Here is a 21,495-nt window from a genome sequence, read left to right on the forward strand (position 1 = left end):
CGGCGGCTGCACCGGCGCAGCGACGGCCGTCGGGGCCGCGGCCTGCGCCGCGGCCGGGGGCCGACTCGGCGTGGCCGCCGGGGCCGGGGGCCGACTCGGCGTGGCCGCCGGGGCCGGGGCCGGGGCCGTGCGGGCAGTCGGCAGGGCCCGGGGCGCGGGCAGGGCCGGGCGCGCGACGGGCAGCGGGCGGGACGCGGGCAGTGCGGGACGCGACGCCCGGATCCGCTGCGCCGTGTTCAGGTGCGGGGCGCCGCCCGGCGGAACGGGTGTGCGGCGGCGGCGTTGCCGCAACGACGCGGGCGTCGCCCGCTGGCCGGGACCGTGGGATGTCGGTTCGGTCATGACGCGGCGCCTCGCAGGGGTTCGGTGGGCGTGGGTCCGGGGAAGTAACCGCTCTCGATGAACCAGTCGAAGTACCGGCGCAGGAGGGCTCCGTCGATCGGCGGGCAGGCGATGTCGGTGCCCGCCAGGCCCTCCCGCACGTTCGCGGTGTCGAAGGTGGCATCGGGCATCTTGTCGAGCGGCGTGGCAGACAGGAACGGCGCGAGCGCCGCGGCGGTCTCGTCGCCCTCGCGCTCGGCCAGGTCGGCCGCGCGTTCGCACCACTGCGCGAAGGGCAGCTCCTCGCCCGCGTAGCCGAAGTCGGCCATCCACCGCACCAGGTCGGGGACCGCGACGGTCTCCGACGAGACGACGTGGAAGGTGCGGCCCGAGAGCGCCTGTTGCTGCGAGAGATGCGCGATCGCCCGCACCACGTAGTCGACCGGGGTGATGTCGGTCGACATGTCCATCGTCGGAGCTGCGCCCATGGCCACTCCGAGGCGGATGGTCTGCCACAGGAAGTCGGAGAACTGGCACGCGCCGGTGGCGCTGTGACCGGCGACGCGGCCGGTGCGGTAGACGAAGGTCGGCACGCCCCGCGAGCGGGCCTCGAAGATCAATTGCTCGCCGACCCACTTCGACTGGGTGTACCCGAAGGTGAACTCCGGGTTCTGGATCGGCTTGCGGTCCTCCTCGGAGAAGACCGTGTCCTGCGGATAGGAGAACCGCGAGAAGACGTACGTCGTCGAGACGAAGTGCACGGGTTTGACGGGGCCGTCGCAGGCCAGGGCGAGCACGTGGATGGTGCCGTCGACATTGGCGGACTTGAGGCTCTGATACGGACGGAGGAAGTTGACATCGGCGCCGCAGTGCATGATGCCGTCGACGGTACCCGCGAGAGACGACCACGTGGCTTCGCTCAGGCCGAGCCGGTCGCGCGTCAGGTCACCGGGAACGGGGACGATCCGCTCGGTGAAGGACTCGTCCCAGATGCCGTAGCCGGTGAGGGACGCACGGATGCGCTGCATGCCCTCGTCGACGGTGGCCGCCCGCACGAGGCAGTGCAGGGTGGCAGACGACGTGGCGAGCAGCTCCGCCACCAGGAAGGACCCGACGAAGCCGGTGGCGCCGGTGACGAACAGGTCGCGCGGATCCGCCGCGCTGCGCACCGGAGCGCCCGGCGCGGGCCGGATCTCCTCGGGGAGGACGACCTCGTCGGCGAGTACCAGGGGGCTCCCGAAGGTCCCGTCACCGTTCTCAAGGATGTGCGCCAGCCGCTCGATGGTGAGCTCGCCGGCGAACAGCACCGGCAGCGGAACCACCATGCCGAGCTTCTCCCGGACCCGGAAGACCAGCTTCGTCGCGAGCAGCGAGTGGCCGCCCAGCAGAAAGAAGTCGTCCCGCACGCCCGGGGTCGAGGTCAGCCCCAGGAGATCGGTCCAGATCGCCGTGAGGTCGCGCTCGAGGCCGGTGCGCGCGGCGACGAACTCGGCGCCGCCGGACGCCGTGAGCTGCAGCGGCGCACCGCCCGAGGCCGCGATCGCCTTCCGGTCGATCTTCCGGTTCGGGGTGAGCGGGAACGCGTCGACGAGGACGAACGCGCTCGGGACCATGTACGGCGCCAGCGTGTGCCGCAGGCCCTCCAGCAGCGTGTGCGTGTCGCCGAGGCGTTCGGCAGTGCTCTCCAGGTACGCGGTGATCGCCGCACCGTCGGCGTCGACGGCGGCGATCGCGCGCACGCCGGGCAGTGCCGACTCGAGGGCGCTCTCGATCTCGCCCAGCTCGACCCGGAAGCCGCGGACCTTGACCTGGGTGTCGATGCGACCGCCGAACTCGATCCGGCCGTCCCGGAAGCGCCGCACGAGGTCGCCGGTCCGGTAGGCGCGGATGCCGGCGCCGGGGAGCTCGACGAACCGGTCCGCCGTCAGCTCGGGGCGCTCGTGGTAGCCCAGCGTCACGCCGTCGCCGACGATGCAGAGCTCGCCGAAGACGCCGGCGGGCACCGGCGAGTGGGCCGGATCCGTGATTACGATGCCCGTCCCCGCGATCGGGTGGCCGATCGGGACGGCGCCGCGGTCGACGTCGTCCTGGGTGACCCGGTGCACCGTCGACCAGATGGTGGTCTCGGTGGGGCCGTACATGTTCCACAGCTCGGCGACGCGGGGGAGCAGCCGGCCCGCCAGCACCGCCGGCATGGCCTCGCCGCCGCACAACGCGCGCAGGCCAGGCGTGCCGGACCAGCCCGCGTCCAGCAGCAGATGCCAGGTGGTCGGGGTGGCCTGCATGATCGTCACTCCGTGCTCGTCGAGCATCCGCGCGAGGCGGTCGCCGTCACGGGCCTCCTCGGCGTCGGCGATCACCACGCGCGCCCCGGCGACCAGGGGTAGCAGGAGCTCCAGGACGGCGATGTCGAACGACGGGCTGGTGACGGCCAGGAGCGTGTCCGACGATGCCGCGCCGGGCTCGTCGCGCATCGCCGCGAGGAAGGTCACGACGTTGCGGTGCGAGACGCGCACGCCCTTGGGGCGGCCCGTCGAGCCCGACGTGTACAACATGTACCCGACCCGCTCGGCGGGATCTGCGACGGGGCCCCGGTCGGCGACGGGAGCGAGATCGTTCGCGTCCGCGGCGATGTCGATCCACGGCAGGTCGAGGCCCGGCACCTCGGCGAGGTGTTCCGCTGTGGTGATCAGGGCGGGGATCCCCGCGTCGGCGCAGATGAACTCGAGCCGCTCGGCGGGATACGCCGGATCGAGCGGGACGAAGGAGTACCCGGCGCGCAGCGTCGCGAGCATGGCGACGACGACCTCGGCGGAACGGGGCAGCAACAGGCCGATCGGCGTCTCCGGCGGGGCATCGAGGCGTTCGCCGATCCGCGCGGCGAGGCGGTCCACGCGGCGCGTCAGCTCGGCGTAGGTGATCTCCTCGCCGCCGGCGATGATCGCCGTCCGGTCCGCGGCGGCCCCGGCCGCGGCCAGCACGAAGTCGTCCAGGGCGACGGTGCCGACGTCCTGCGGCGTCGGAGGCGCGAGCGCCTGCGCGACCCTGGTCAGCGGCAGCGTCGCGATCTCCCGGTCCGGCGCGGTGCCGCCGGGGGAGACCAGCGCGTCGAGAACGGCGAGGAAGCCGTCGATCAGCGCATCGGCGCTCTCCTGGTCGAACAGGTCCGCGGCCACGTCGAGCGCGCCGGTCATGGTGGTGGGCGTGGTGGTGATGCCCAGCAGCACGTCGAACTTGGCGCAGCCGTTGTACAGGTCGTGCAGCTGCATCTGCGGGTCGCTGCGGTCCTCCTGCACGTTGAGGATCGCCTGGAACAGCGGGGGCCGCGAGGGATCCCGCGGCACGTCGAGCGCCGACAGCACGCGGTCGATCCGCGCGTCCTGGTGCCGGAAGCCCTCGCGCACCGTCGCATTGATCCGGCTCAGCAGGGCCCCGGTGGTCTCGCCCTCGCCCACCGCCACCGGAAGCGCGAGAGTGTTGAGGAAGGGACCGATGACCCGTTCGGTGCCCGGCTGCGAGCGCTGCGCCACCGGCACCCCGATCACCACGCCGTCCTGAGCGGCCCAGCGGCTCAGGACGATCGCGTAGGCACTGAGCACCGTCACGAACGGGGTGACGCCGCGCTCCGCGCTGAAGGTGCGCACCGCGGCGGCCTGATCTGCGGTGAGCTCGAAGGTGGTGCGGGTGCCGCGGTATCCTTGCCGGTCCGGCCGCGGGTGGTCCGCGGGGAGGTTCAGCGCGGTGGGTGCGCCCGCGAGAAGCTCGGTCCAGTAGGCGATCTCGTCCGCGTCGGCGCCCGCCTCCGCGCGCTCCTCCTGCCACAACGCCACGTCGGCGTACTGGAAGGGAACGTCCGGGAGGGTCTGCAGCTGGCCCACCAGCCGGCCGGTCGCGAGCCGGCCCAGCTCGGCGAACAGGATGCCGGTGGAGTAGCCGTCGGCGACCATGTGGTGCAGCGTGAGCTGCACCCAGCTCTCACCGGTGTCGGTGCGTGCGAGGGTGGCCCGCAGCAGCGGCTCGGAGGCGATGTCGAAGGGAGTCCGCGCGTCCTTCTCGAAGGTCCGGTGCATCCGGTCCACGGCGATGCCGTCGAGGAAGGTCACCGCCGGGCGGCGCGCCGGCAGTACCCGGGCCACGGGCTCGCCGTCCCGGTCCTCGAAGCGGGTGCGCAGCACGGGGTGCCGCGCGATCACCTCGGCCAGGCAGTCGGTGAAGACGTCGACCGGAACGTCGATCGGCAGCCGTGCCACGCCGGACATCACGTGCATCGTGGTCCCGGGGTGGAACTGCTCGAGGAACCACATGTCCTGCTGCGTGGCGGACAGCCGCGTCGCCTCGCCCTCGCGGACCCGGGCCGTGATGCCGTCCGCCGCAGGGACCGCCGGAGCCTTCCCGAGCTTGGCCAGGAGCGCGCGCCGCTGCGCCGGACTCAGCGCCGCCAGGCGGGTCTCGATGTCACTCAACGTGGGCCTCCGTGGTGGTGCCGGTGGTCTCGGCGTCGGTCAGCAGGGCGGCGACGGCGTCGTCGTCCAGATCGGCGAGAAGAGCCGCGAGGTCGTCGACCTCGGCGTCCTCCGTGGGGATGTCGAGCGCGGGTAGGAGCTCCTCGGCGATGGCGGCCACCGTCGTCGCGCCGTCCAGGAGGAAGGCGATCGACGGAGCCGCCCCGAACTGCTGTTCCAGGCGGATGCGCAGTTCGGTGGCGAGCATCGAGTCCACGCCGAGGCGGCCGAGCGGCTCGTCGCCGGGGATGTGCTCCTCGGCCATGCGCAGCACCTGGGAGACGGTGGCCCGGACCCCGCCCTCCGCGATGTCGGCGCGGTCCTCGGGGGCCGCGGCGGCGAGGCGCTCGAGCACCGACTCGCCCGCCTCGGCCCCGTCGTCGGCCCCACGGCCGAGGTGTGCGACCAGGACGGGGGTGAGCGCGTAGTTCGCGATCACGGTGGGCCAGTGCGCCGAGACGACCCCCTGCTGCACCTCGCTCGAGCCGAGGAACTCGCCCAGGAGCGTCATGCCGGTCTCCGGGTCGATGAGGTCGATGCCGCGCTGCCCGTACAACTCTCGCAGTCCCAGGCTGGCGATCATGCCGGCGTCCCACGGCCCCCAGTTGATCGAGAGGGCGGGCAGGTTCCGCGCCCGCCGGAAGTGGGCGAGCGAGTCCAGGAAGGCGTTACCCGCCGCGTAGTTCCCCTGGCCGGGAGACGGGATGACCGCCGAGATCGACGAGAACAGGACGAAGAAGTCCAACGGCGCGTCGGCAGTGGCCTCGTGGAGCGCCCACGCGCCCAGTACCTTCGGCCGGACCACACGATCGACCTGCTCCTCCGTCATCCGCACCAGGATCTGATCCTCGACGGCACCGGCGGAGTGGATCACGCCGTGCAGTGGCGGGAGCCCCGCGGCGCGCAGGTCGTCGAGGGCGGAGCGCAGAGCCCCCGGATCGGTCACGTCGACGGCGAGCACGTGCACCGTCGCGCCCGCGGCCTCGGCGGCGCGCACACCGGCGACCGCCTCCCGCTGGGCGGCATCGCCGAGGTCGTCCCACTGCTCGCGCGGGGGCAGGCCCGAACGCGAGGTGACCACGATGTGGCCCGCGCCGCGCTCGGCGAGGGAGACCAGGACGAGGCGCCCCAGGGCGCCGAGGCCGCCGGTGACCAGGTACGCACCGTCGGAACGCATCCGGGCGGGGATCCGCCCGCCGGACCGCGCCGACGGGTGCAGCCGGGCGACGAGGCGTTCGCCTCCCCGGAAGGCGACCTGGTCCTCCTCGGAGCCCTGGACGGTCAGCTCGTCGGCGAGTTGATCGATGCTGCGCGGATCGGCGGGATCCAGGTCGACCAGGCGTGACTGCAGGCCCATGAGCTCGTGATGCAGCACGCGACCGACGCCGAGGATCGACGACTGGACGAGCCCGCCCTCGGACATCGCGCCGGCGATGGGTTGGGCGCCGGAGGTCACGACGAAGGTCGGCGCGGCGACGCCGCGGCGGTCCAGTTCCGCAGCGAGGTGCACGATTCCGAGCACCGCGTCGTGCGCCGTCCACCGCAGAGCGTCGCCCGCCGCGCGCTCGGTGTGGTCGAGCGAGTACAGGTGGACGATGCCGCGCAGCCCCTCGTCGGGGACCACGCGGTCGAGAACCGTCGCGAGCGCCTCGCGGTCGGCGGGCGGCAGGGCCCCGTCGGACAGCGGGCCGGCCGGGATCAGGACGGGCGTACCACCGGCGGCGGTGAGGCGATCGGCCAGGCGATCGGCCACGCCGGTCCCGTCGGCCAGGAGGAGCCAGGTCCCGTCGGCGGGCGCACGATCGCCGGCGTCGGTGGGCTGAGGCTCCCACGCCTGCTCGTACACCCAGTCGGTGCCCACGCGCTGCGGCGCGGCCGAATCGTCCTGCACGACCACGGTGAATCCCTCGACCTCGACGAGGACCCGCCCGTCCGCATCGGTGATCGTCACATCGCCGCCGATCCGCGTGTCGTCCGCGGAGCCGGGGCCGGCCGTGGCGCGGACGAGCAGGTCGCCCTGCGGCCGGTCATGGATCACGACGCGATCGGCCCCGACGGGGATCATCCGGGCCGTGTCGTTGCGCTGGAAGGCGAGGGGGAGCAGCAGCTGGAACGCGGCGTCGAGGACGCTCGGTTCCACGATCGGCGCCCGGTCGGCCACGCTCTCGCCGGCGACGGGGCGGATCCGAGCGGTGGCGGCGCCGTCGCCGATCCGGACGTCGTGCAGGAGGCGGAAGGCGGGCCCGTACGTGAAGCCCGCCCGGGCGAAACGCTCGTACAGCTCGTCCTCGCCCACGGGCGCGAGCGCGGGATCGACGGTGACGTCGACGCGCCGGTCGACCGCCGGTGCGGGGCGCAGCGTCGCGGCCGCGTGCCGCACCCAGCGGCTCGCCTCGGGAAGTCGGCCGTGGATCGAGATGCGGCCCGAATCGGCGTCGAGGCTCGTGTCGACCAGGTACGTGCCGCCGCCGCGGTGCAGCAGGGCGGATTCGAAGGCGACGTCGAGCAGCGTGCACGCCGTCGCGCCGTACTCGTCGCGGGCGACCTCCGCCGCGATCTCGATGAATCCCGCGCCGGGGAACAGCGTCGCACCGTGCACGACGTGATCGCCCAGCGATGTCGGCGCGGTGCCGTCGAGGAGGCGCCGCCATGCGGGCAGAGCTCCGTCGGTGCGGTTGCCGAGGTACGGTTCGACGGTGTCCGCGAGTCGCTCGCGGCGCCCGGATGCGCCCTCCGACCAGTACTTCGAGGTCTGCCACGGGTAGGCGGGGAGCCGGCTCATCGGGCCGCGGGGTGCGAGCGGTGCGAAGTCGACGTCGATCCCGCGGACCCACAGCTCCGCCAGGGCGGTGGCGAAGGAATCGCAATCGTGACCGTCGCGGCGCAGCGAGGCGACCGAGGCGGTGGCGATCTCCCGCGCGGCGGCGCTCTCGCCGATCGCGCGGCCGAGAACGGCGGTGGGCCCGATCTCCAGGAAGGTCACGGCACCGTCATCGAGCATGGCGTCGGCCGCCGCGCCGAAGAGCACGGGGCGGCGGATGTTGCGCCACCAGTACTCGGCGTCGTGCGGCTGCGAGCCGTCCTCCGCGACGCAGGCACCGGTCACCGTCGAGTAGAGCGGGACGCGCGGCGCGGTGGGGGTCAGCCCGGCGAGAGTGCTGCGGACCTCCGCCTCGACGGGGTCCATGTCGGAGCTGTGATAGGGCACGTCGCCGGGCACGAGCCGGGCGAAGACACCGTCGGCCTCGAGCCGCGCCGCGATCGCCTCCAGGACGGGCACCGCGCCGACGAGCGCGACGGAACCGGGGCTGTTGATCGCCGCGAGTTCGACGGTGCCGTCGGCGAATTCGGGCAGGTCGCGCGCGTCCGCCTCGGCGAGCGCCACGGCCAGCAGGCGGCCTCGGCCGCTCGCTGTGTGCTGCAGCCGGGCGCGGTGGACGATCACGGTGATCGCATCGTCGAAGGACAGTGCGCCCGCGGCCAGCGCCGCGGCGACCTCGCCGGCGCTGTGCCCGACGATGAGGTCGGGCCGGACGCCGAACGACTCCCACAGCCGCGTGAGGCCGTACTGGACCCCGAAATTCGCGATCTGCGCGACCACCGACTCGCCCATCCTGGAGGTGTCCTCGTCGGCGAGCAGCTGTTCGGTGAGGGACCACCCGATGAGCGGCGTGATGGCCGTATCGCAGCGCTCGATCGCGGCGCGGAAGACGCTGTTGTGCTGCAGCAGGCCGCGGGCCATGCCCCACCACTGCGGGCCCATCCCGGTGTAGACGAAGGCGAGCGGCCGGGCGCTCGCGAGGGCATTGCCGGTGACGACGCGCGGGTGGGGGACCTCGGCGGCGGCCGCCGCGAGCGCATCCGCAGTGCGCTGTCCGGGACCGGCGATCACCGCGAGCCGGGCCTGCCGGTGCGCGCTGCGGCGGTGGGCCAGCGCGCCCGCGAGCGGGGTCACGCCACCGTCGAGCAGGGGACCGTACTCGGCGGCGAGGGCCGCCAGCGCGGGTTCGCTCCGCGCGGCGAGCGGCAGGACTCGGGCGATGCCGTCGTGGCGGGAATCGTCGGCGTCACCGGACTCGGTGGGCGCCGCGACGAGTGCGGGCGCCGACTCGAGGATCGCGTGGGCGTTGGTGCCGCCGAAGCCGAAGGAGTTCACTCCGGCGCGCAGCGGGCCGTCGGGCCGGAGGGCGGCCGGTTCGGTCGCGATGCGCACCCGCAGTTCATCCAGATCGATCGCGGGGTTGAGCTCGGTGAGGTTGAGGTGGCGCGGCAACCGCCGATGTGTCAGGGCGAGAGCAGATTTGATGAGGCCGACGACGCCGGCGGCCGCCTCGAGGTGGCCCAGGTTGGTCTTCGCCGAGCCGATGAGCAGTGGCTCGTCGGAGGTGCGTGCGCCGCGGTAGACCTCGCCGAGGGCGTTCGCCTCGATCGGGTCGCCGACGGGCGTACCGGTCCCGTGGGCCTCGACGAAGTCGACCTCGTCGGGCGCGACGCCCGCAGCGGCCAGCGCTGCCTCGATCGCGCGCTTCTGACTCGCGCCGTTGGGCACGGTGATGCCGTTGGTACGGCCGTCCTGGCTGACGCCCGTGCCGAGCACGGTCGCGTAGACGCGGTCACCGTCGGCGAGGGCCCGCGCGAGCGGCTTGAGCACGACGAGCGCGGCCCCCTCGCCCCGGACGTAGCCGTTCGCGGCGGCGTCGAAGGCGCGGGAGGTGCTGGTGGGGGAGAGGAAGCCGCCGGTCGAGGCGGCGATGGTGAAGTTGGGGCTGAGCATCAGGTTGACGCCGCCGGCGAGCGCGAGCGTGCTCTCGCCGTTCCAGATGGACTGGCACGCGAGGTGCACCGCGACGAGGGACGAGCTGCAGGCGGTGTCCACGGACATGCTCGGGCCGAGTAGGTCGAAGGCGTGGGAGATGCGGTTGGACAGCATCGTCATCACCACGCCGGTGGCCGTGTGCGCGGCGACCGTGGGCGCCTCGCTCACGCCCTGGGAGAACTGCATCTGGCTGTAGTCGAGCGTGAATCCGCCGGTGAACACGCTGGTGGCGGAACCCTCGAGGTCCTCGGCGCGCAGACCCGCATCCTCGATCGACTCCCACGCCACTTCCAGTAGCAGTCGCTGCTGCGGGTCCATCGAGGTGGCCTCGATGGGGGAGATGCCGAAGAACGCGGGGTCGAAGTCGTCGATCGGGTCGGTCAGGAATCCGCCGCGCTGTACCCGGCTCTTGCCGGGCGTGCGCTCGGCCTCGTAGTACCGCGCGCGGCTCCACCGGTCCGCCGGGATGTCGACGATCGCGTCGCGCCCCTCGTCCAGCAGGTCCCAGAAGTCGGCCGCCGATCTGACCCCGCCCGGCAGTCGGCAGCCGATGCCGACGATCGCGATCGGCTCGCGCTCAGGCCTTCCCCGATGTCCGTTGGTGTCGACTGCCCCGTAGTTCACCGCTGCACTCCCTTGAATTCCCCTCGTGGGCGTCGGCGGATTCCTCACCGGGCCTCGTCCTCATCGTGGATGTCGGTCCTTAAGGCGCGCATGTTTCACGCTTGGCGCGGCGTCGCGTCCGCACGACGGGTGATTGATCCGTTTCGTGGCCGTCTCGCGCACGCAAAGTCACGCATCTCAGAATACTCAGTTCGACAAAGTTGATTCGCACGCCCTCGGCTGTGCAGCATAACTGTGCGAGTACGGTAAGTCATCCCGGCGGCCGCGTAAGGCTGCGCGGCGAGGTGGTATTAGTTACATAGGTTGTTCAAGTCGTGGTACAGCGGACCGCCACGATCGACGCGCTTCGCCTCGGGTCGTGCGCTGGGCGCGCCGATGGGTAGGCTGGACTCGTTTGCCCCCGGCACACCGGTGGGTCGTTTTCGCGTGAGAGCAGGCAGGGACTGTGGCTGAATTCATTTACACGATGCAGCTCCTCGCTTAGTCCTATCAGCCCGCAGTCCGAACGTCAATAGGCGGGCATTAAACGCCAGTTCAGGACAGTTGTCGGCAAGGCTCGTCTCCTGATTCGACGACGGTTGGCCGCAACCGATCGCAACGGAGGGTAGTAACCAGACAGGAACCGTTACTACACTCCCTCCATGGGTTCAATCAGTCGCACGGAACGCAACGGGAACGTCCGATACGTCGCACGCGTCTCCCTCGCCGGCAAGCAGACAGCCAGGAGCTTCACCACCGAGCGGGCGGCCAAGGCATGGATTCGAGAGCGGGAAGCCGCGAAGAGCGACCTGACCGGAAGACCTGACCGCGACCCCGTACGAAAAGGTGTGGAATGTCACATGGCCGACGCCGCTACGAGCGGTGCGAAGGCCACCCGCAAGCACCTCCTGGAGAATCTTGGGGAGCTGGAGTGGAAGCCCCTCGACACAGTCCGCCCGGAGGACGTGTCTAGATGGCGAGACACGCTCGTCGCGGGCCGCCCCTGGGCAGACGGAAAGCCACTCGCGAGGACCACCGTCAACACACTGATGTCGATCCTCTCCACAATCTTCAACGAAGCTGTCTCGAAGGGGCACATTCCCCGGAACCCTGTGAAGGGAGTCCGACGGGTACCGGGTGCGTCGATAACCGTCGAGCCGCACGAGCTGATCACGGCGGCGGAAGTCCGTGCTGTGGCAGGGGCAGCAGAGGAACCGGTTCGGACGATGATCAGGATGATGGCGCTGACCGGCCTGAGGCCGGGGGAAGTATGCGGCCTTCGAGTGCGATCAGTTGACCTGGACAAGGGGGTTGTTCGGATCACTGAGCAGGCCGACGGACACTACGGCGAGTGGGGGTGGAAGGCTCCCAAAACACCGCAGGCTCGGCGGGTGGTGCCGCTGGGGCAGGCAACGATTGAGCTGCTGCGGTCGCGCGTAGAGGACGGGACGGCGGGGGAGCCGTTGTTCTTGACGGAGCTTGGTCGGATGTACTCGACGCCGCGGCTGGGGGCGTTGTGGCGGCGTGCTGCGAAGAACGCGGGCGTTGAGGGGCACAGTCTGAAGTCGTTGCGGCACTTCTATGCCAGCGCGTTGATTGAGGCTGGGCGATCGCCGGTGGCTGTGTCGGAGTTGTTGGGGCATTCGTCACCGACGATTACGTTGGAAGTGTATTCGCATCTGTGGCCGGGAGAGCATGAGGCTACGAGGGCCGCCGTTGATGCGCTTGACTTGTCGTGACCGCGTGAGACTATTCGCCTAGTGTGAAAGAGCTCTTACGTGAGAGTCTTTCCAAGCGAATCGCTGACACACATGTGTCACCTGAGCGAGCGCCGTGCCCCAGGCTGAGCGAGATGCAGGTGCGGATCTTTCCGCACCACCCTGGAGAGGATCGGACCTGGCTCAAACTGAGCCACCTGAAACAGGTGGACAAAATTGTCCACCTGTGCTCGGGCAGGACGGCAAGACATACACCAAGCCGAAACTCCCACCAGGGTTCACCACCGACGACCTGGAAGAGCTGAACAGTTCACGGAGGGGTGGAAAGATTGTCGCCTGACAATTTTGTCCGCACGCCGTTAGCCGGTCTCAGCCCGATACCCGCCGCCTGGAGCAGTCAGCGTCGGCGTGTCGCACCCACGGCGTGTCCTGCGGTTTCCTCGCTCCGTATAGGCGTGTTCGCGAACGTAACAGTCCGCAAAACGTTGTGCGGACGGCTGGAGGGCGTAGCTGGGTATAGCGTTCTCCTCATCGGCAGTTGAGCCGAGTTGAGCACAAGGGGAACAGCTTTGGAGTTCTTGACGACGGAGCAGGTGGCTGGTCGTTGGCAGGTCAATCCTGCGACCGTTCTCGGCATGGCGAAGGCGGGGCGCATCCCGTGTGTGAAGATCGGGCGGGCGTATCGGTATCCGTTTGAGGGGCTTCGGCGGTGGGAGACGGCCCATCTGCTGAGGTGATCGACCAGGTGACCGAGGTATCAGACGTTGGCGGATTCTGCCCCATGGCGACAGAAGAAGAGGTCGGAGACGCGTCTCCGACTTTCTCTTCCTGGAGGGAGAAAACTCAAACGAGTTTCTTTCCAATACGCATGTCCTGCAGCTTGGCGAACGACTTGACCAGCTCTCTCCAGGACGTAAAGGTCGTGCACGCGTGCACGACTCGTATGGAAGCTGTTGCCATACTGGTCAATTCGACAAATTGTGGGCTTGACGGGCCGCCGCCGGGCCTGCATGCTGACGGGGATCGTGGCCGTAGCAGAGCAGGGGGCGTGCATGGATCGGTACCTGACGACGCGGGAGGTCTGCGCACTCACCGGGTATCACGAGAAGACCATTCACAACGCCGCGAGGCAGTACAAGGCCACCCGCGGACGCAAGGGGCTCAAGTCCTGCCGGCAGGGGCGTCACGGCGACTACCGCTACCTGGAGTCAGACGTGCACGCCTGGATGCAGGGGCGATAGCCGTATCGCGTCCTCGGAGTTCGGAAAATGGTTCCGACTTCCGAACGCAAGAGCAGAGGCGCAACGCCACGCGGCTTCGCGAGATCGATGACGTGGTCTGGTACGGGCCGCGATTCGTGACGGGACGGTCTACTTGAGTCGGCGGTTCAGCTCAGCGGATCGTTGTGTCGTGAGGGCGATGGCGGCATCCACGGTGACGTCGCTAGTAGCCTCGGCCACGTCGGTGCCGGTCTTGCTCGGCGGGAACTCCGGGTTCTGGCCGAGTCGCCACAGGACACGCACGGTGGCAGTCGGTTCGAGATCGAGGGGGTTAGTCGTCGGGCTATCGATCGCAGGCCACAGACGTACGGTTCCGCCGCTCGATTCAGAGTGAACGATGCATCGCCACTCGCCTCCGTTGTCGATGTAGGCGTTCGGCGCATGACGTGAGCTAAGGCGGTTCAGTAGGTCTGCCACCGTGATCTCGGGGTCTGATTCCGCCGTCCATGCTATGCAGTCGTCAAGTTCTGCGATGTCCAGGCGGGTGAGGACTTGTTCCCTATCGCGCTCTATGAGGGCGTCGATGAGATCGCTTGTCGTGGTCGGTTTCGACGTCCGTCTTTTAGCTCGGTGTAGTACAAGTCGGGCGGCTTGGTCGAAGTCGTCGTCGGAGATGTGCATGGCTCAGTGTGCGCCGAATCAGCCGCACCTCGTGGGGATTCGCTACTTCTCGTCGGTGTCCTCGTCGCTGTGTTCGTCATTCTCGGGGCTGCTGTCAGCAGGTTCGGGAGCAGAGGTCAGTGCGGCGAGAAGGTTCTTGATGACGGTGCCGGCATCCCCCGGTGAGTACCAAATCGTGGTTGGCGTCCCCGAGGAGTCCTCGGAGCTTGTCGGCGTCGATACCGAGCTTCTCGGCGTGCTCGTCATCGTCGGCGATCGCTTGGTAGACGACCGCTTGGAGGTCGGAGCGTGCGACGTCAGGATTCTTCTTAGCTTTGGTAGCGATTTCGCTGAGCGTGGCCTTGAGGTCGACGGGCGCACTGTTGTCATCGGGCATGCACAACACCATATGCAGGCTGGTTGACGCCTGCAACCGCACGCGCTGTTGCTATTCAATAGCTCTTACAGTCGACCGTGTTATGCTAGTAGGGATACGGTTTAACAACCGTATTCTCTCGTGGCCTCGTGAACACACCGAGGCCATTTCCAATTTTGCGGGGTCGCAGGCGAACCAGGTTGCGGCCCTCTCGCGATTTCCCAGAGGCCAAGAAAGGTCGCCATGTCTACATTCATGCCCATATTCCGAAGCGCGCCCGAGCCGGCAAAATTGACCCGTCATCAGGTGGCCGTCACCGTCGAACAGTCGGACGACTTCATGCGCAAGCTTGCTCGCATCCTCGGAGCGCAGCAATACGTTCCCGCGGCTGACTTCGTGTTCACGACCGTGTTCGACCGAGTTGAGGCGGCGGAAGTGGATCGTGGCTGAGACAACCAAGTTCGACTTCATGCGCGAAGTGGTCGCCTGCGGCCTCGGGGGCGACAACAGGTGGCGAGTACTTGTTGCTGCGTGGAATCACGCCCGCGCAGACGGCGGCGGGATACGAGCATCGATACCGACGCTCGCAGCCGAGACCGGCATTGCCGAGCGTCACGTTCGGGCGCACCTGAAGTTCGCCTGCGACGCGGGTCTTCTCGTGATGCAACGCAAGGGTGCGGCGGGGCGCGCAAGCGAGTATCACCTCGGCTCCGTTGATGCGGGGCGGATTGCTTTGGCGGTCAAGCAGAATGCTCGCCGTGGGCCGAAAGGGGACACCACCGTGTCCGGACACCGCCGTGTCCAAGTAGAGGACACCACCGTGTCCACTACCCCGGACACCACCGTGTCCTCCAAAGCGCACACACCCGTGTCCGGTAATGCGCACACACCCGTGTCCCCCCAATATGTTCTTAATAGCCCGGAGGAAGCTATTAAGAAGAATCATGAAGAAGAACCGGCGTCGGCCCCCGTGGCTTCGCCGGGGCCACGCCCAACGCGCGGGGTGATGCCGATCGATGAATGGTCGCTTCCTGCCGAAGCCCCCGCCCGCGTTCGCGGCGTGCACATCGAGCGTTTCGTAGAGGCGGTGACCCGTCGCGGCAAGTTCGTACCCTCGCCCCTGGACTGGGACGGGGCTTTCTGGGACTTGATCGATGTCGTGGAGCGCCACGGCCTGGCCCATGACCTCCCTCTATCCAACGAGCCTCTGGAGCACTTGGTGCGCCTCGCTTACGTCTGCCTGAAAGGAAACCACTAGATGCCGACCGTCGATATTGCGACCCCTGGCCTGACCGCGATCCGAGTCCGTCTCACCGATACGAATGTGTATGTCCAGCAGGGAACGTCATCGGTACGTATGAGCCGAGACGAAGCGCAGCAGTTGACTAGAATCATCTTAGAAGGCCATTCCCGCCCCTTCGCGTAAACGCACAGGCGCAAACATACGCCGCCCACGCAATCACCTCAAACCGAACCCCGAGGCCGTCAGAATCCATCCTGGCGGCCTTACTGCTACCCGAAAGAAGAACAATGAGCATTGATCATCCACGCACGCTGAGCAGTTTCCATTTGCTCGACGTGCTCGCCGAAGCCGATCAGCCGGTGACCAAAACCGTATTGCAGTCCGCGACGGGACTCTCTGCCGCCACCGTCGACCAGGCAACGACAATGTTCGTGCGACTCGGGTTCGTCCGACGCCCATTCCGGGGGCGATACGTAATCACCGAGGCCGGACGGGCACACCTCACGGAGCTAGCCCAGTGACAGCCGCAATCACCATCACCCGCCTTGACCGCCATCGCTTAAACATCAGCCAGGGACACAACAGGATCATCGTGGACCACGCTGAGGCCATCGAGGTTGCCGACGCCCTCGTCGATCTCGCAGAGGCCGCTAATGACTGAACGCCGCGATCACTGCCGAGAACTCATCCCGCTCATCGCGATCCGACCAGAACACCTCGACGTGCTCGCCGCGCAACTCGGCATCTCGGAGATCACCACGGCAACGGCCCTTGGATGGCTCCGCATGCGCAACCTCGTGGTGCACACAGACTTTGGCTATATCGCCACTCCAGCCGGTATCGCTTGGCACCAAAACGAAGGCCTGACACGATGACTCACGCATGGCGACTCTGGAACGTCGACGAAACCGGACAACTGAGCTCCCCCGTCCGCCAACTCGAAGGACCAATCCAAGGCGTATCAGCCCCGACAACACACGTCGAATGCGCGCACGGCGGGATTAGCGAGAACTGCAAGTGCGGAATCCATTTCATGAATGATCCGTGGGTGCTACTCGGCGGATATGTGGCGATGCAAGACGACGTAGTTCTCACATCAGGAACACCAGGTGACACAATCCTTCCCGGCGCGGTACCTATCCAGCTCTACGGCGATCACGAATACCGCACCGACCGATACACCATCACCGGGATGATCGCCCCAGAACGTCTCCAAGCGGTCCTAATGTCCCGGTTCGCGGTGCCGGTGCTGCCTGGAATCACTGGCTGCCCGCGCGTTCTGGGCATCTTGCCCAACAGTGTCCCGCAGCTCGCAACGATCGTCGATCAACTCGCAGCAATCCAGTGATCGGATGGAGAATCTGGCTAGTCGACGGAGCGACCCTCGTGCCACCCGCTTATCGCACAGAGCCGACCGCGCAGGAACGTCTAGACCGCCAATCCGCGTTCAACAACCCGCAGCGCGCAACTAATGCCGAGTGTGCCCACGACGGAATCAGTATCGCGTGCGCTTGCGGAATCCACTTTGAACCCGAATACAGGCCACTACTCCCGCACATTTCACGACATGTTCACGCCCTCACAATAGGCACCGCAAGCGGCACCATTCTCAGCGATGTTGACGCCGAACATTGGCCGACTGCGAAACGGTGTGAAACGTACACGATCACCGGGATTGTCGTTCGTTCCGATAAGGCGAAGGTGATTCGCAATCGATACCGATGCGCAACCATTGGGTGGACACGCGGTGACCTCAAGAGTACTCACTCATGGCGAAAGTCAGACCTTGCAGACATTACGAAACTTCTAAGCAGGATCGAAAACACGCAATGACCTTCAGTTACCTCGTGCAGACGGACACTGAGCCCATCGCTGTCGCCCTCACAGCCAGCGGACGAATCGCCCTCACACAAGATGGCGTTACCGTCTATTTCCCGGGTAGCTCATGGCCGACATTAAAGGCAGCTATCGACCAGCTCCACGCACCCGAGACACCGGCAGTTAGCACACCAGCTCGCAGCGGAAGGACGTGGTGACATGACACAAAGTCAGCGACGACGCCTCCAACTCCGCACCGTCGGCAATCAGCACCGTATCAGAGGCCGGCACGGCTACCTCTGGATCAGCACCCCACGACTCCAGGAACTCATCCAAGCGTTAGCAGACGGCGAATACAACCGCACCTTCACCACGCACCTTCACGGCTACCGCATCGCATCCGGCGACTACACCCTCCGACTCGACCACGACGAGCTTCAAGACCTTCTTGAGGCGCTGATCAATCGCGCGGAAACACCAACTACCGCATACAGCACACAGAGTGAGACTCCATGCAACTGACCAACCCTTATGGAGGCCAGTCCAGACCGCCACTCACACACCTACCCTTGCTACGAGTCGGACTCGCAAAGGATAGTAAACGCGTTTGTCTCTACTCAAGTTACTCGAAGATGACTCTCGAACTCCGCGAACTCAGAGAACTCCTCGACACATTGCATGATCGTCTTGACGCCATCGAAGAGGGCTGGACACGCATTGCCTAGATTCGACCCCGACGAACTCGCCAACAACGCAATCGCGGCGGAAGAACAACACCTTCTCGCCGCAGAGGAACAGTGGTTCATCGGTCTACGAAAGCCACGAACTAGACCGTCTTATCAGGAAGAGTGGGACGCCGACTTCTGAGCGGCCATACCTTCCGCATACGCCACCAGCTCACCCTTGCAGCGACCCCTGGTGGCAGCAACAATGGCGGCTTCACGCCGATCGCCAGCACCGATGAGCGCGACTAACAACGCTCCAGCTCCGACTACGCAACCGAGTAGGAACGACGTCGAATCGGGAACCAATAGAAACCCGACCGCAACAATGGCGAGAGCAATGATGATGCGCATGAGATCGGCCTCCGAGCTTGAGTGGAAGAAGCAACTTCGAATGTACTCCAATCACACTTTCCGCGCAAGCTTGTTCGAGCGAAAGCTGTTGTGCCCCAAGGGGGTGGCGGGGTGACCCCTTCGAATCTCGCCGGACCACCCCTCGGCATAGCGGCCCATGCACCCGCGTGAAGAATCGGCCCTAAAGGCTTGAAACTCGTGACCAGCGTGAATTTGGCGTTCGAATCGGGTTTTCGAAATTGGGACCTGGGGCGGATCGCTTCATGGTTTTGACACTCTAGGAAGTAGTGATGATGAATGACAGATTGAAGAATGTGGTGCGGTCGACCTTGACTGCGAATGCTGTGCGCCTGTATTTGGGGCTTGCGACTATCGCTGTGGATCAAGTGACACCGGCGACTGACTTCGCGGATGTGGGTCGGATCAGCGGTATGTCGCGGTCGTCTGCTTTCCGCGCGGCGGCAGAGCTGGAACGCGACGGCTTTATTGTGCGCATTAGCGATACGTGGTGTGCGCCGATCTGGAGGCTCACGTAGATGGACCCAACCGATACCATGGGCGAGGCTGGAAAGTCGCTGTATGTGGCTCTCAGCGCCATGTACACCGTCGATGATGTGAATTTGGCGCTTGTGCTGGAGGCTTGCAGGATTGTCGACCAGACCGCCAGGATTAACGACGCTCTCGACGGCGCGCCCTTGACTGTGGTCAACGCCAGGGGTGACACGATTTGTAACCCGATGATCCCGGAATTGAGGCAGCTTTCTACGGCATTGCGTGGGATCTTCAACGCCCTCGGTGTCAGCAAGCTTGAGCAGTACCGTTCTGCGAAACCGCGTGGACCCGCTGGGCAGCTTATCGATAAGCACCGTGAGCTGATAGATATACAGAATCATATCGCTGAGTTGCAGCGTGAACTTGATGAGCGCCAGCGTATGGAAGATTTCCTCGCTGGGAAGATTGGCTAATAGGAGAACAATATGTCAGATCCGAACATGATGCAGCAGCGGGCTGTTATCGAAGTCAGCGCGCAGGACTTCCAAGAAGCCCGAAATGCCATCAACGCGCTCGACGGATTGGGCTTCGACATGAAGCGCGAGAAGGACGAATTTAACGCTTTGCGCGCGTTCTTGGGCGAGGTGGCGCAGGTCTCCAACTTCCGCGCCACCGAGTTGAAGATCAAGGACGTCATCCGCGAGGCATCGGAACCCGACCCGGCGCGTATCCGTGCGGTGGGTGATCGACTCGTCAGTGTTCGCCTGCGGGAGCTGCGAGACGGCCTGGCAGTGCACGGCGAGGAGGCGGCGAATCGGATCGACGCCGAACGCCTGGCGCTCCATCAGCGTCACGAGGCGCTGCGAGGGACGTGCGCTCACCTCACTGCGGACGACGCGATCTCGGTGGGTCTCGTGGACCAGTACCGCGAGTTCCGATCTCTTGCGGCGGAGTGGGAGCAACTGCGCCGCGATGAGCGTGCACTGCTGAATGCGAACGCGATCCCATCGGAAGGGGCGGCGCTCGACGGTCTTGCGTACAGGCGCTACCGCAAGGGCCATGTCGCGTTTGCGCAGCGGTCCGGCCAGCTCGATCTTCATATCGAGGACCGGCCAGCTTCGGAGCTGTACGCAGAGGCAGCCCGGGCGCTGGGGAAGGTCGATGCGAGTGTAGCCGGTGTGGACCTGTTCAGCCCTAAGAACGACGGCGGCGGTATCGGCCCCGATCCCGAAGGCCCTCGGGAGCGTCCGCGTCCATTCGGGTGACCGACGCAAACAACCAGGTTAGCGAATCTGAAGGCTGTAGAGGCCTCTGATTGGCCTGTAGAACGATTTAGCCCCCGCCTTGGTGTGATTGCCTCGGCGGGGGCTTTTTCGTCGTTATCGGGATCTCCCGACGCTACCGGGCGTTGTACGCGTCAATCACCGGCTGAGCGATACGCCCACGATCCGACACCGTATGCCCATTCTCCCGCGCCCACTGCCGAATCGCGTTCGACTGCTTGCGATCCAGAGGCGTGCTGCTGCTGGAGCTGGTGCGGGCGCGCGGCTTGCGGCTGCTGACCTTCCTGCCGGCCTCTACGAACGGGGCCACGGCCTTGCGGAGCTTGTCAGCATTCTTCTTGCTCAGGTCGATCTCGTACTCAACGCCGTCGATTGCGAAGGTCACCGTCTCGTCTGCCGAGAGGGTGTCGTCGATGTCATCAGTAAGGGTGACTACTACTTTTCGTGCCATGCGGTGAACTGTACAAGTAGCTCCTGAAACGACTTACGGTCGCGGCGTGCGTTTCGCCACTTTGACTGCCACATCGAAACCGCTGGGATGGTCCCAAGTGACGGACTCGCCGGTTCGGCTGTTGAACAGGTGAAGGCGGGCGATCGCTCCACTGAGTGAGGTTGTTCCGGTTACTAGCCAGTAACGTCCGTGCCGCCAAACCCTGTCTCCGACTGAAACTTCGGATGCCGGCTTGCTGTTCGACGCCACCGCGTTGACATTACCTGGTGCCTGGCTGGCGCTCGTTTTCGGCTCGCTCGCTTGTGCCCCTCGCCGGAGTCGAGCCGGCGCGTGGACCATCGGGGCGGTGAAGCTGGATTTAGCTCGGGGTGTCCAACATCGCCAGAAGTTCCCCGCCAACCTCGACAAGGGTGCGCAAAGTCTGCACCGGAACGCCGTATATCTCGTGGGTGTCGTCGATCAGGATTTGCACGATACCGTCGCCGAAGTGAGCGACTTTTACTCCGTCGCGCTCGATGCGGAGTTCGCGCGTCAGTCGTGCGCACGCATCGTCCAGCCATGTGGTCACCTGCTCGCGGATGGTGGCGATCTGTTCCTGTGTGAGGTTGTACGGCTGCGGGAGGAGGGCGTCGAGGGCGTCGTGAAGCTGGGAGTCGGCGGCGGAGGAGATTTCGATAGACATGCGGTGGTTCCTTCCGGTGATGGTGGTCGGCGTGGGGGAGAGGGGGAGGTTCATGCGAACCACGCCCAGGCGAGCCATACGAACGCGTAGAGGGCGGCGTAGGTACCTACAACGAAGGCGAGCGCGCCGAGGAATCTGCGCAATGCCAGGCGGGCCGCAGAACCGGCGGTGGGTAGACTGGGGTCAATGGGCATGACGGGGAGATCCGTTCTGCTTGTGGCCCTCGTGAGCGTG

General features: G+C 66.6%; 19 protein-coding genes and 1 pseudogene. 12 read left to right on the forward strand and 8 right to left on the reverse strand.

All coding sequences use genetic code 11. The features are described from left to right. From FK268_RS22455 to FK268_RS22465, 3 genes and pseudogenes are all read right to left on the reverse strand, one after another. Positions 1-342: pseudogene (locus tag FK268_RS22455) on the reverse strand (hypothetical protein); the annotation flags it as partial. Beyond that, positions 339-4,784, reverse strand: coding sequence for a non-ribosomal peptide synthetase (locus tag FK268_RS22460; protein WP_146437681.1), 4,446 nt, complete (start codon positions 4,782-4,784; stop codon positions 339-341). The pseudogene FK268_RS22455 and the gene FK268_RS22460, both read right to left, overlap by 4 nt. Continuing rightward, positions 4,777-10,263: a type I polyketide synthase gene (locus FK268_RS22465; RefSeq protein ID WP_158636195.1), complete on the reverse strand. Its 5,487-nt coding sequence runs from the start codon at positions 10,261-10,263 to the stop codon at positions 4,777-4,779. The genes FK268_RS22460 and FK268_RS22465 overlap by 8 nt, the downstream gene beginning before the upstream one ends. Before the next feature lie 641 nt (positions 10,264-10,904). Here FK268_RS22465 and FK268_RS22470 point away from each other — a divergent pair. The 3 genes from FK268_RS22470 (at position 10,905) to FK268_RS22480 (ending at position 13,201) form a co-directional block, all read left to right on the forward strand. Continuing rightward, on the forward strand, positions 10,905-11,981 hold the full coding sequence (locus FK268_RS22470; protein WP_146437683.1) for a tyrosine-type recombinase/integrase: 1,077 nt from the start codon (positions 10,905-10,907) through the stop codon (positions 11,979-11,981). Between the two features lie 557 nt (positions 11,982-12,538). Beyond that, complete coding sequence (locus FK268_RS25345; RefSeq protein ID WP_158636196.1) at positions 12,539-12,697, forward strand: helix-turn-helix domain-containing protein; 159 nt, start codon at positions 12,539-12,541, stop codon at positions 12,695-12,697. A 315-nt stretch (positions 12,698-13,012) separates the two neighbouring features. Next, a complete protein-coding gene (locus FK268_RS22480) occupies positions 13,013-13,201 on the forward strand; it encodes a helix-turn-helix domain-containing protein (protein ID WP_158636197.1) in 189 nt (62 codons plus the stop codon). A gap of 129 nt (positions 13,202-13,330) precedes the next feature. Here the strand turns inward: FK268_RS22480 and FK268_RS22485 are convergent, their stop codons facing one another. Continuing rightward, on the reverse strand, positions 13,331-13,861 hold the full coding sequence (locus FK268_RS22485) for a hypothetical protein (RefSeq protein ID WP_146437685.1): 531 nt from the start codon (positions 13,859-13,861) through the stop codon (positions 13,331-13,333). Positions 13,862-13,955: 94 nt separating this feature from the next. Then, entirely contained in the window at positions 13,956-14,237 is a 282-nt protein-coding gene (locus FK268_RS22490) for a hypothetical protein (protein ID WP_146437686.1), read from the reverse strand. Positions 14,238-14,459: 222 nt separating this feature from the next. On the opposite strand from FK268_RS22490, the gene FK268_RS22495 reads away from it, so the two are divergent. From FK268_RS22495 to FK268_RS22530, 9 genes are all read left to right on the forward strand, one after another. Next, positions 14,460-14,666, forward strand: coding sequence for a hypothetical protein (locus FK268_RS22495; RefSeq protein ID WP_146437687.1), 207 nt, complete (start codon positions 14,460-14,462; stop codon positions 14,664-14,666). Further along, complete coding sequence (locus tag FK268_RS22500; RefSeq protein ID WP_146437688.1) at positions 14,659-15,474, forward strand: hypothetical protein; 816 nt, start codon at positions 14,659-14,661, stop codon at positions 15,472-15,474. Before FK268_RS22495 ends, FK268_RS22500 begins: the two co-directional genes overlap by 8 nt. Positions 15,475-15,746: 272 nt before the next feature. After that, complete coding sequence (locus FK268_RS25350) at positions 15,747-15,980, forward strand: helix-turn-helix domain-containing protein (protein WP_146437689.1); 234 nt, start codon at positions 15,747-15,749, stop codon at positions 15,978-15,980. Next, entirely contained in the window at positions 15,977-16,120 is a 144-nt protein-coding gene (locus FK268_RS24365; RefSeq protein WP_158636198.1) for a hypothetical protein, read from the forward strand. The genes FK268_RS25350 and FK268_RS24365 overlap by 4 nt, the downstream gene beginning before the upstream one ends. Continuing rightward, positions 16,113-16,334 carry a hypothetical protein gene (locus tag FK268_RS22510; RefSeq protein WP_146437690.1) on the forward strand — a complete coding sequence of 74 codons (222 nt, stop codon included), beginning with the start codon at positions 16,113-16,115 and terminating at the stop codon, positions 16,332-16,334. The genes FK268_RS24365 and FK268_RS22510 overlap by 8 nt, the downstream gene beginning before the upstream one ends. A 158-nt stretch (positions 16,335-16,492) precedes the next feature. After that, positions 16,493-16,807 carry a hypothetical protein gene (locus FK268_RS22515; RefSeq protein ID WP_146437691.1) on the forward strand — a complete coding sequence of 105 codons (315 nt, stop codon included), beginning with the start codon at positions 16,493-16,495 and terminating at the stop codon, positions 16,805-16,807. Positions 16,808-17,496: 689 nt separating this feature from the next. Continuing rightward, positions 17,497-17,799: a glycosyltransferase family protein gene (locus tag FK268_RS22520; RefSeq protein WP_146437692.1), complete on the forward strand. Its 303-nt coding sequence runs from the start codon at positions 17,497-17,499 to the stop codon at positions 17,797-17,799. A 1,090-nt stretch (positions 17,800-18,889) separates the two neighbouring features. Continuing rightward, on the forward strand, positions 18,890-19,318 hold the full coding sequence (locus tag FK268_RS22525) for a hypothetical protein (protein ID WP_146437693.1): 429 nt from the start codon (positions 18,890-18,892) through the stop codon (positions 19,316-19,318). Positions 19,319-19,330: 12 nt separating this feature from the next. Beyond that, the gene (locus FK268_RS22530) at positions 19,331-20,110 is read left to right on the forward strand and encodes a hypothetical protein (protein ID WP_146437694.1); all 780 of its coding nucleotides are present in this window, start codon (positions 19,331-19,333) and stop codon (positions 20,108-20,110) included. Between the two features lie 133 nt (positions 20,111-20,243). Here FK268_RS22530 and FK268_RS22535 read toward each other — a convergent pair whose 3' ends face one another. The 3 genes from FK268_RS22535 to FK268_RS24370 form a co-directional block, all read right to left on the reverse strand. After that, a complete protein-coding gene (locus FK268_RS22535; RefSeq protein WP_146437695.1) occupies positions 20,244-20,579 on the reverse strand; it encodes a histone-like nucleoid-structuring protein Lsr2 in 336 nt (111 codons plus the stop codon). A 358-nt stretch (positions 20,580-20,937) separates the two neighbouring features. Next, positions 20,938-21,261: a hypothetical protein gene (locus tag FK268_RS22540; protein ID WP_146437696.1), complete on the reverse strand. Its 324-nt coding sequence runs from the start codon at positions 21,259-21,261 to the stop codon at positions 20,938-20,940. A 50-nt stretch (positions 21,262-21,311) separates the two neighbouring features. Continuing rightward, a complete protein-coding gene (locus tag FK268_RS24370) occupies positions 21,312-21,455 on the reverse strand; it encodes a hypothetical protein (protein WP_158636199.1) in 144 nt (47 codons plus the stop codon). Positions 21,456-21,495: the final 40 nt, after the last annotated feature.

It is taken from the genome of Tsukamurella sputi, from assembly GCF_007858445.1.
Taxonomy (GTDB): Bacteria; Actinomycetota; Actinomycetes; order Mycobacteriales; family Mycobacteriaceae; genus Tsukamurella; species Tsukamurella sputi.

Excerpts from the sequence above, each read along its gene's own strand:
- FK268_RS22520 (WP_146437692.1), top strand. The coding sequence starts at position 17,497 with ATGACACAAAGTCAGCGACGACGCCTCCAACTCCGCACCGTCGGCAAT.
- FK268_RS22490 (WP_146437686.1), bottom strand. The coding sequence starts at position 14,237 with ATGCCCGATGACAACAGTGCGCCCGTCGACCTCAAGGCCACGCTCAGC.
- FK268_RS22530 (WP_146437694.1), top strand. The coding sequence starts at position 19,331 with ATGTCAGATCCGAACATGATGCAGCAGCGGGCTGTTATCGAAGTCAGC.
- FK268_RS22515 (WP_146437691.1), top strand. The coding sequence starts at position 16,493 with ATGAATGATCCGTGGGTGCTACTCGGCGGATATGTGGCGATGCAAGAC.
- FK268_RS22525 (WP_146437693.1), top strand. The coding sequence starts at position 18,890 with ATGGACCCAACCGATACCATGGGCGAGGCTGGAAAGTCGCTGTATGTG.
- FK268_RS22480 (WP_158636197.1), top strand. The coding sequence starts at position 13,013 with ATGGATCGGTACCTGACGACGCGGGAGGTCTGCGCACTCACCGGGTAT.
- FK268_RS22540 (WP_146437696.1), bottom strand. The coding sequence starts at position 21,261 with ATGTCTATCGAAATCTCCTCCGCCGCCGACTCCCAGCTTCACGACGCC.
- FK268_RS25350 (WP_146437689.1), top strand. The coding sequence starts at position 15,747 with ATGAGCATTGATCATCCACGCACGCTGAGCAGTTTCCATTTGCTCGAC.
- FK268_RS22510 (WP_146437690.1), top strand. The coding sequence starts at position 16,113 with ATGACTGAACGCCGCGATCACTGCCGAGAACTCATCCCGCTCATCGCG.
- FK268_RS22470 (WP_146437683.1), top strand. The coding sequence starts at position 10,905 with ATGGGTTCAATCAGTCGCACGGAACGCAACGGGAACGTCCGATACGTC.
- FK268_RS24370 (WP_158636199.1), bottom strand. The coding sequence starts at position 21,455 with ATGCCCATTGACCCCAGTCTACCCACCGCCGGTTCTGCGGCCCGCCTG.
- FK268_RS22495 (WP_146437687.1), top strand. The coding sequence starts at position 14,460 with ATGTCTACATTCATGCCCATATTCCGAAGCGCGCCCGAGCCGGCAAAA.
- FK268_RS22485 (WP_146437685.1), bottom strand. The coding sequence starts at position 13,861 with ATGCACATCTCCGACGACGACTTCGACCAAGCCGCCCGACTTGTACTA.
- FK268_RS22535 (WP_146437695.1), bottom strand. The coding sequence starts at position 20,579 with ATGGCACGAAAAGTAGTAGTCACCCTTACTGATGACATCGACGACACC.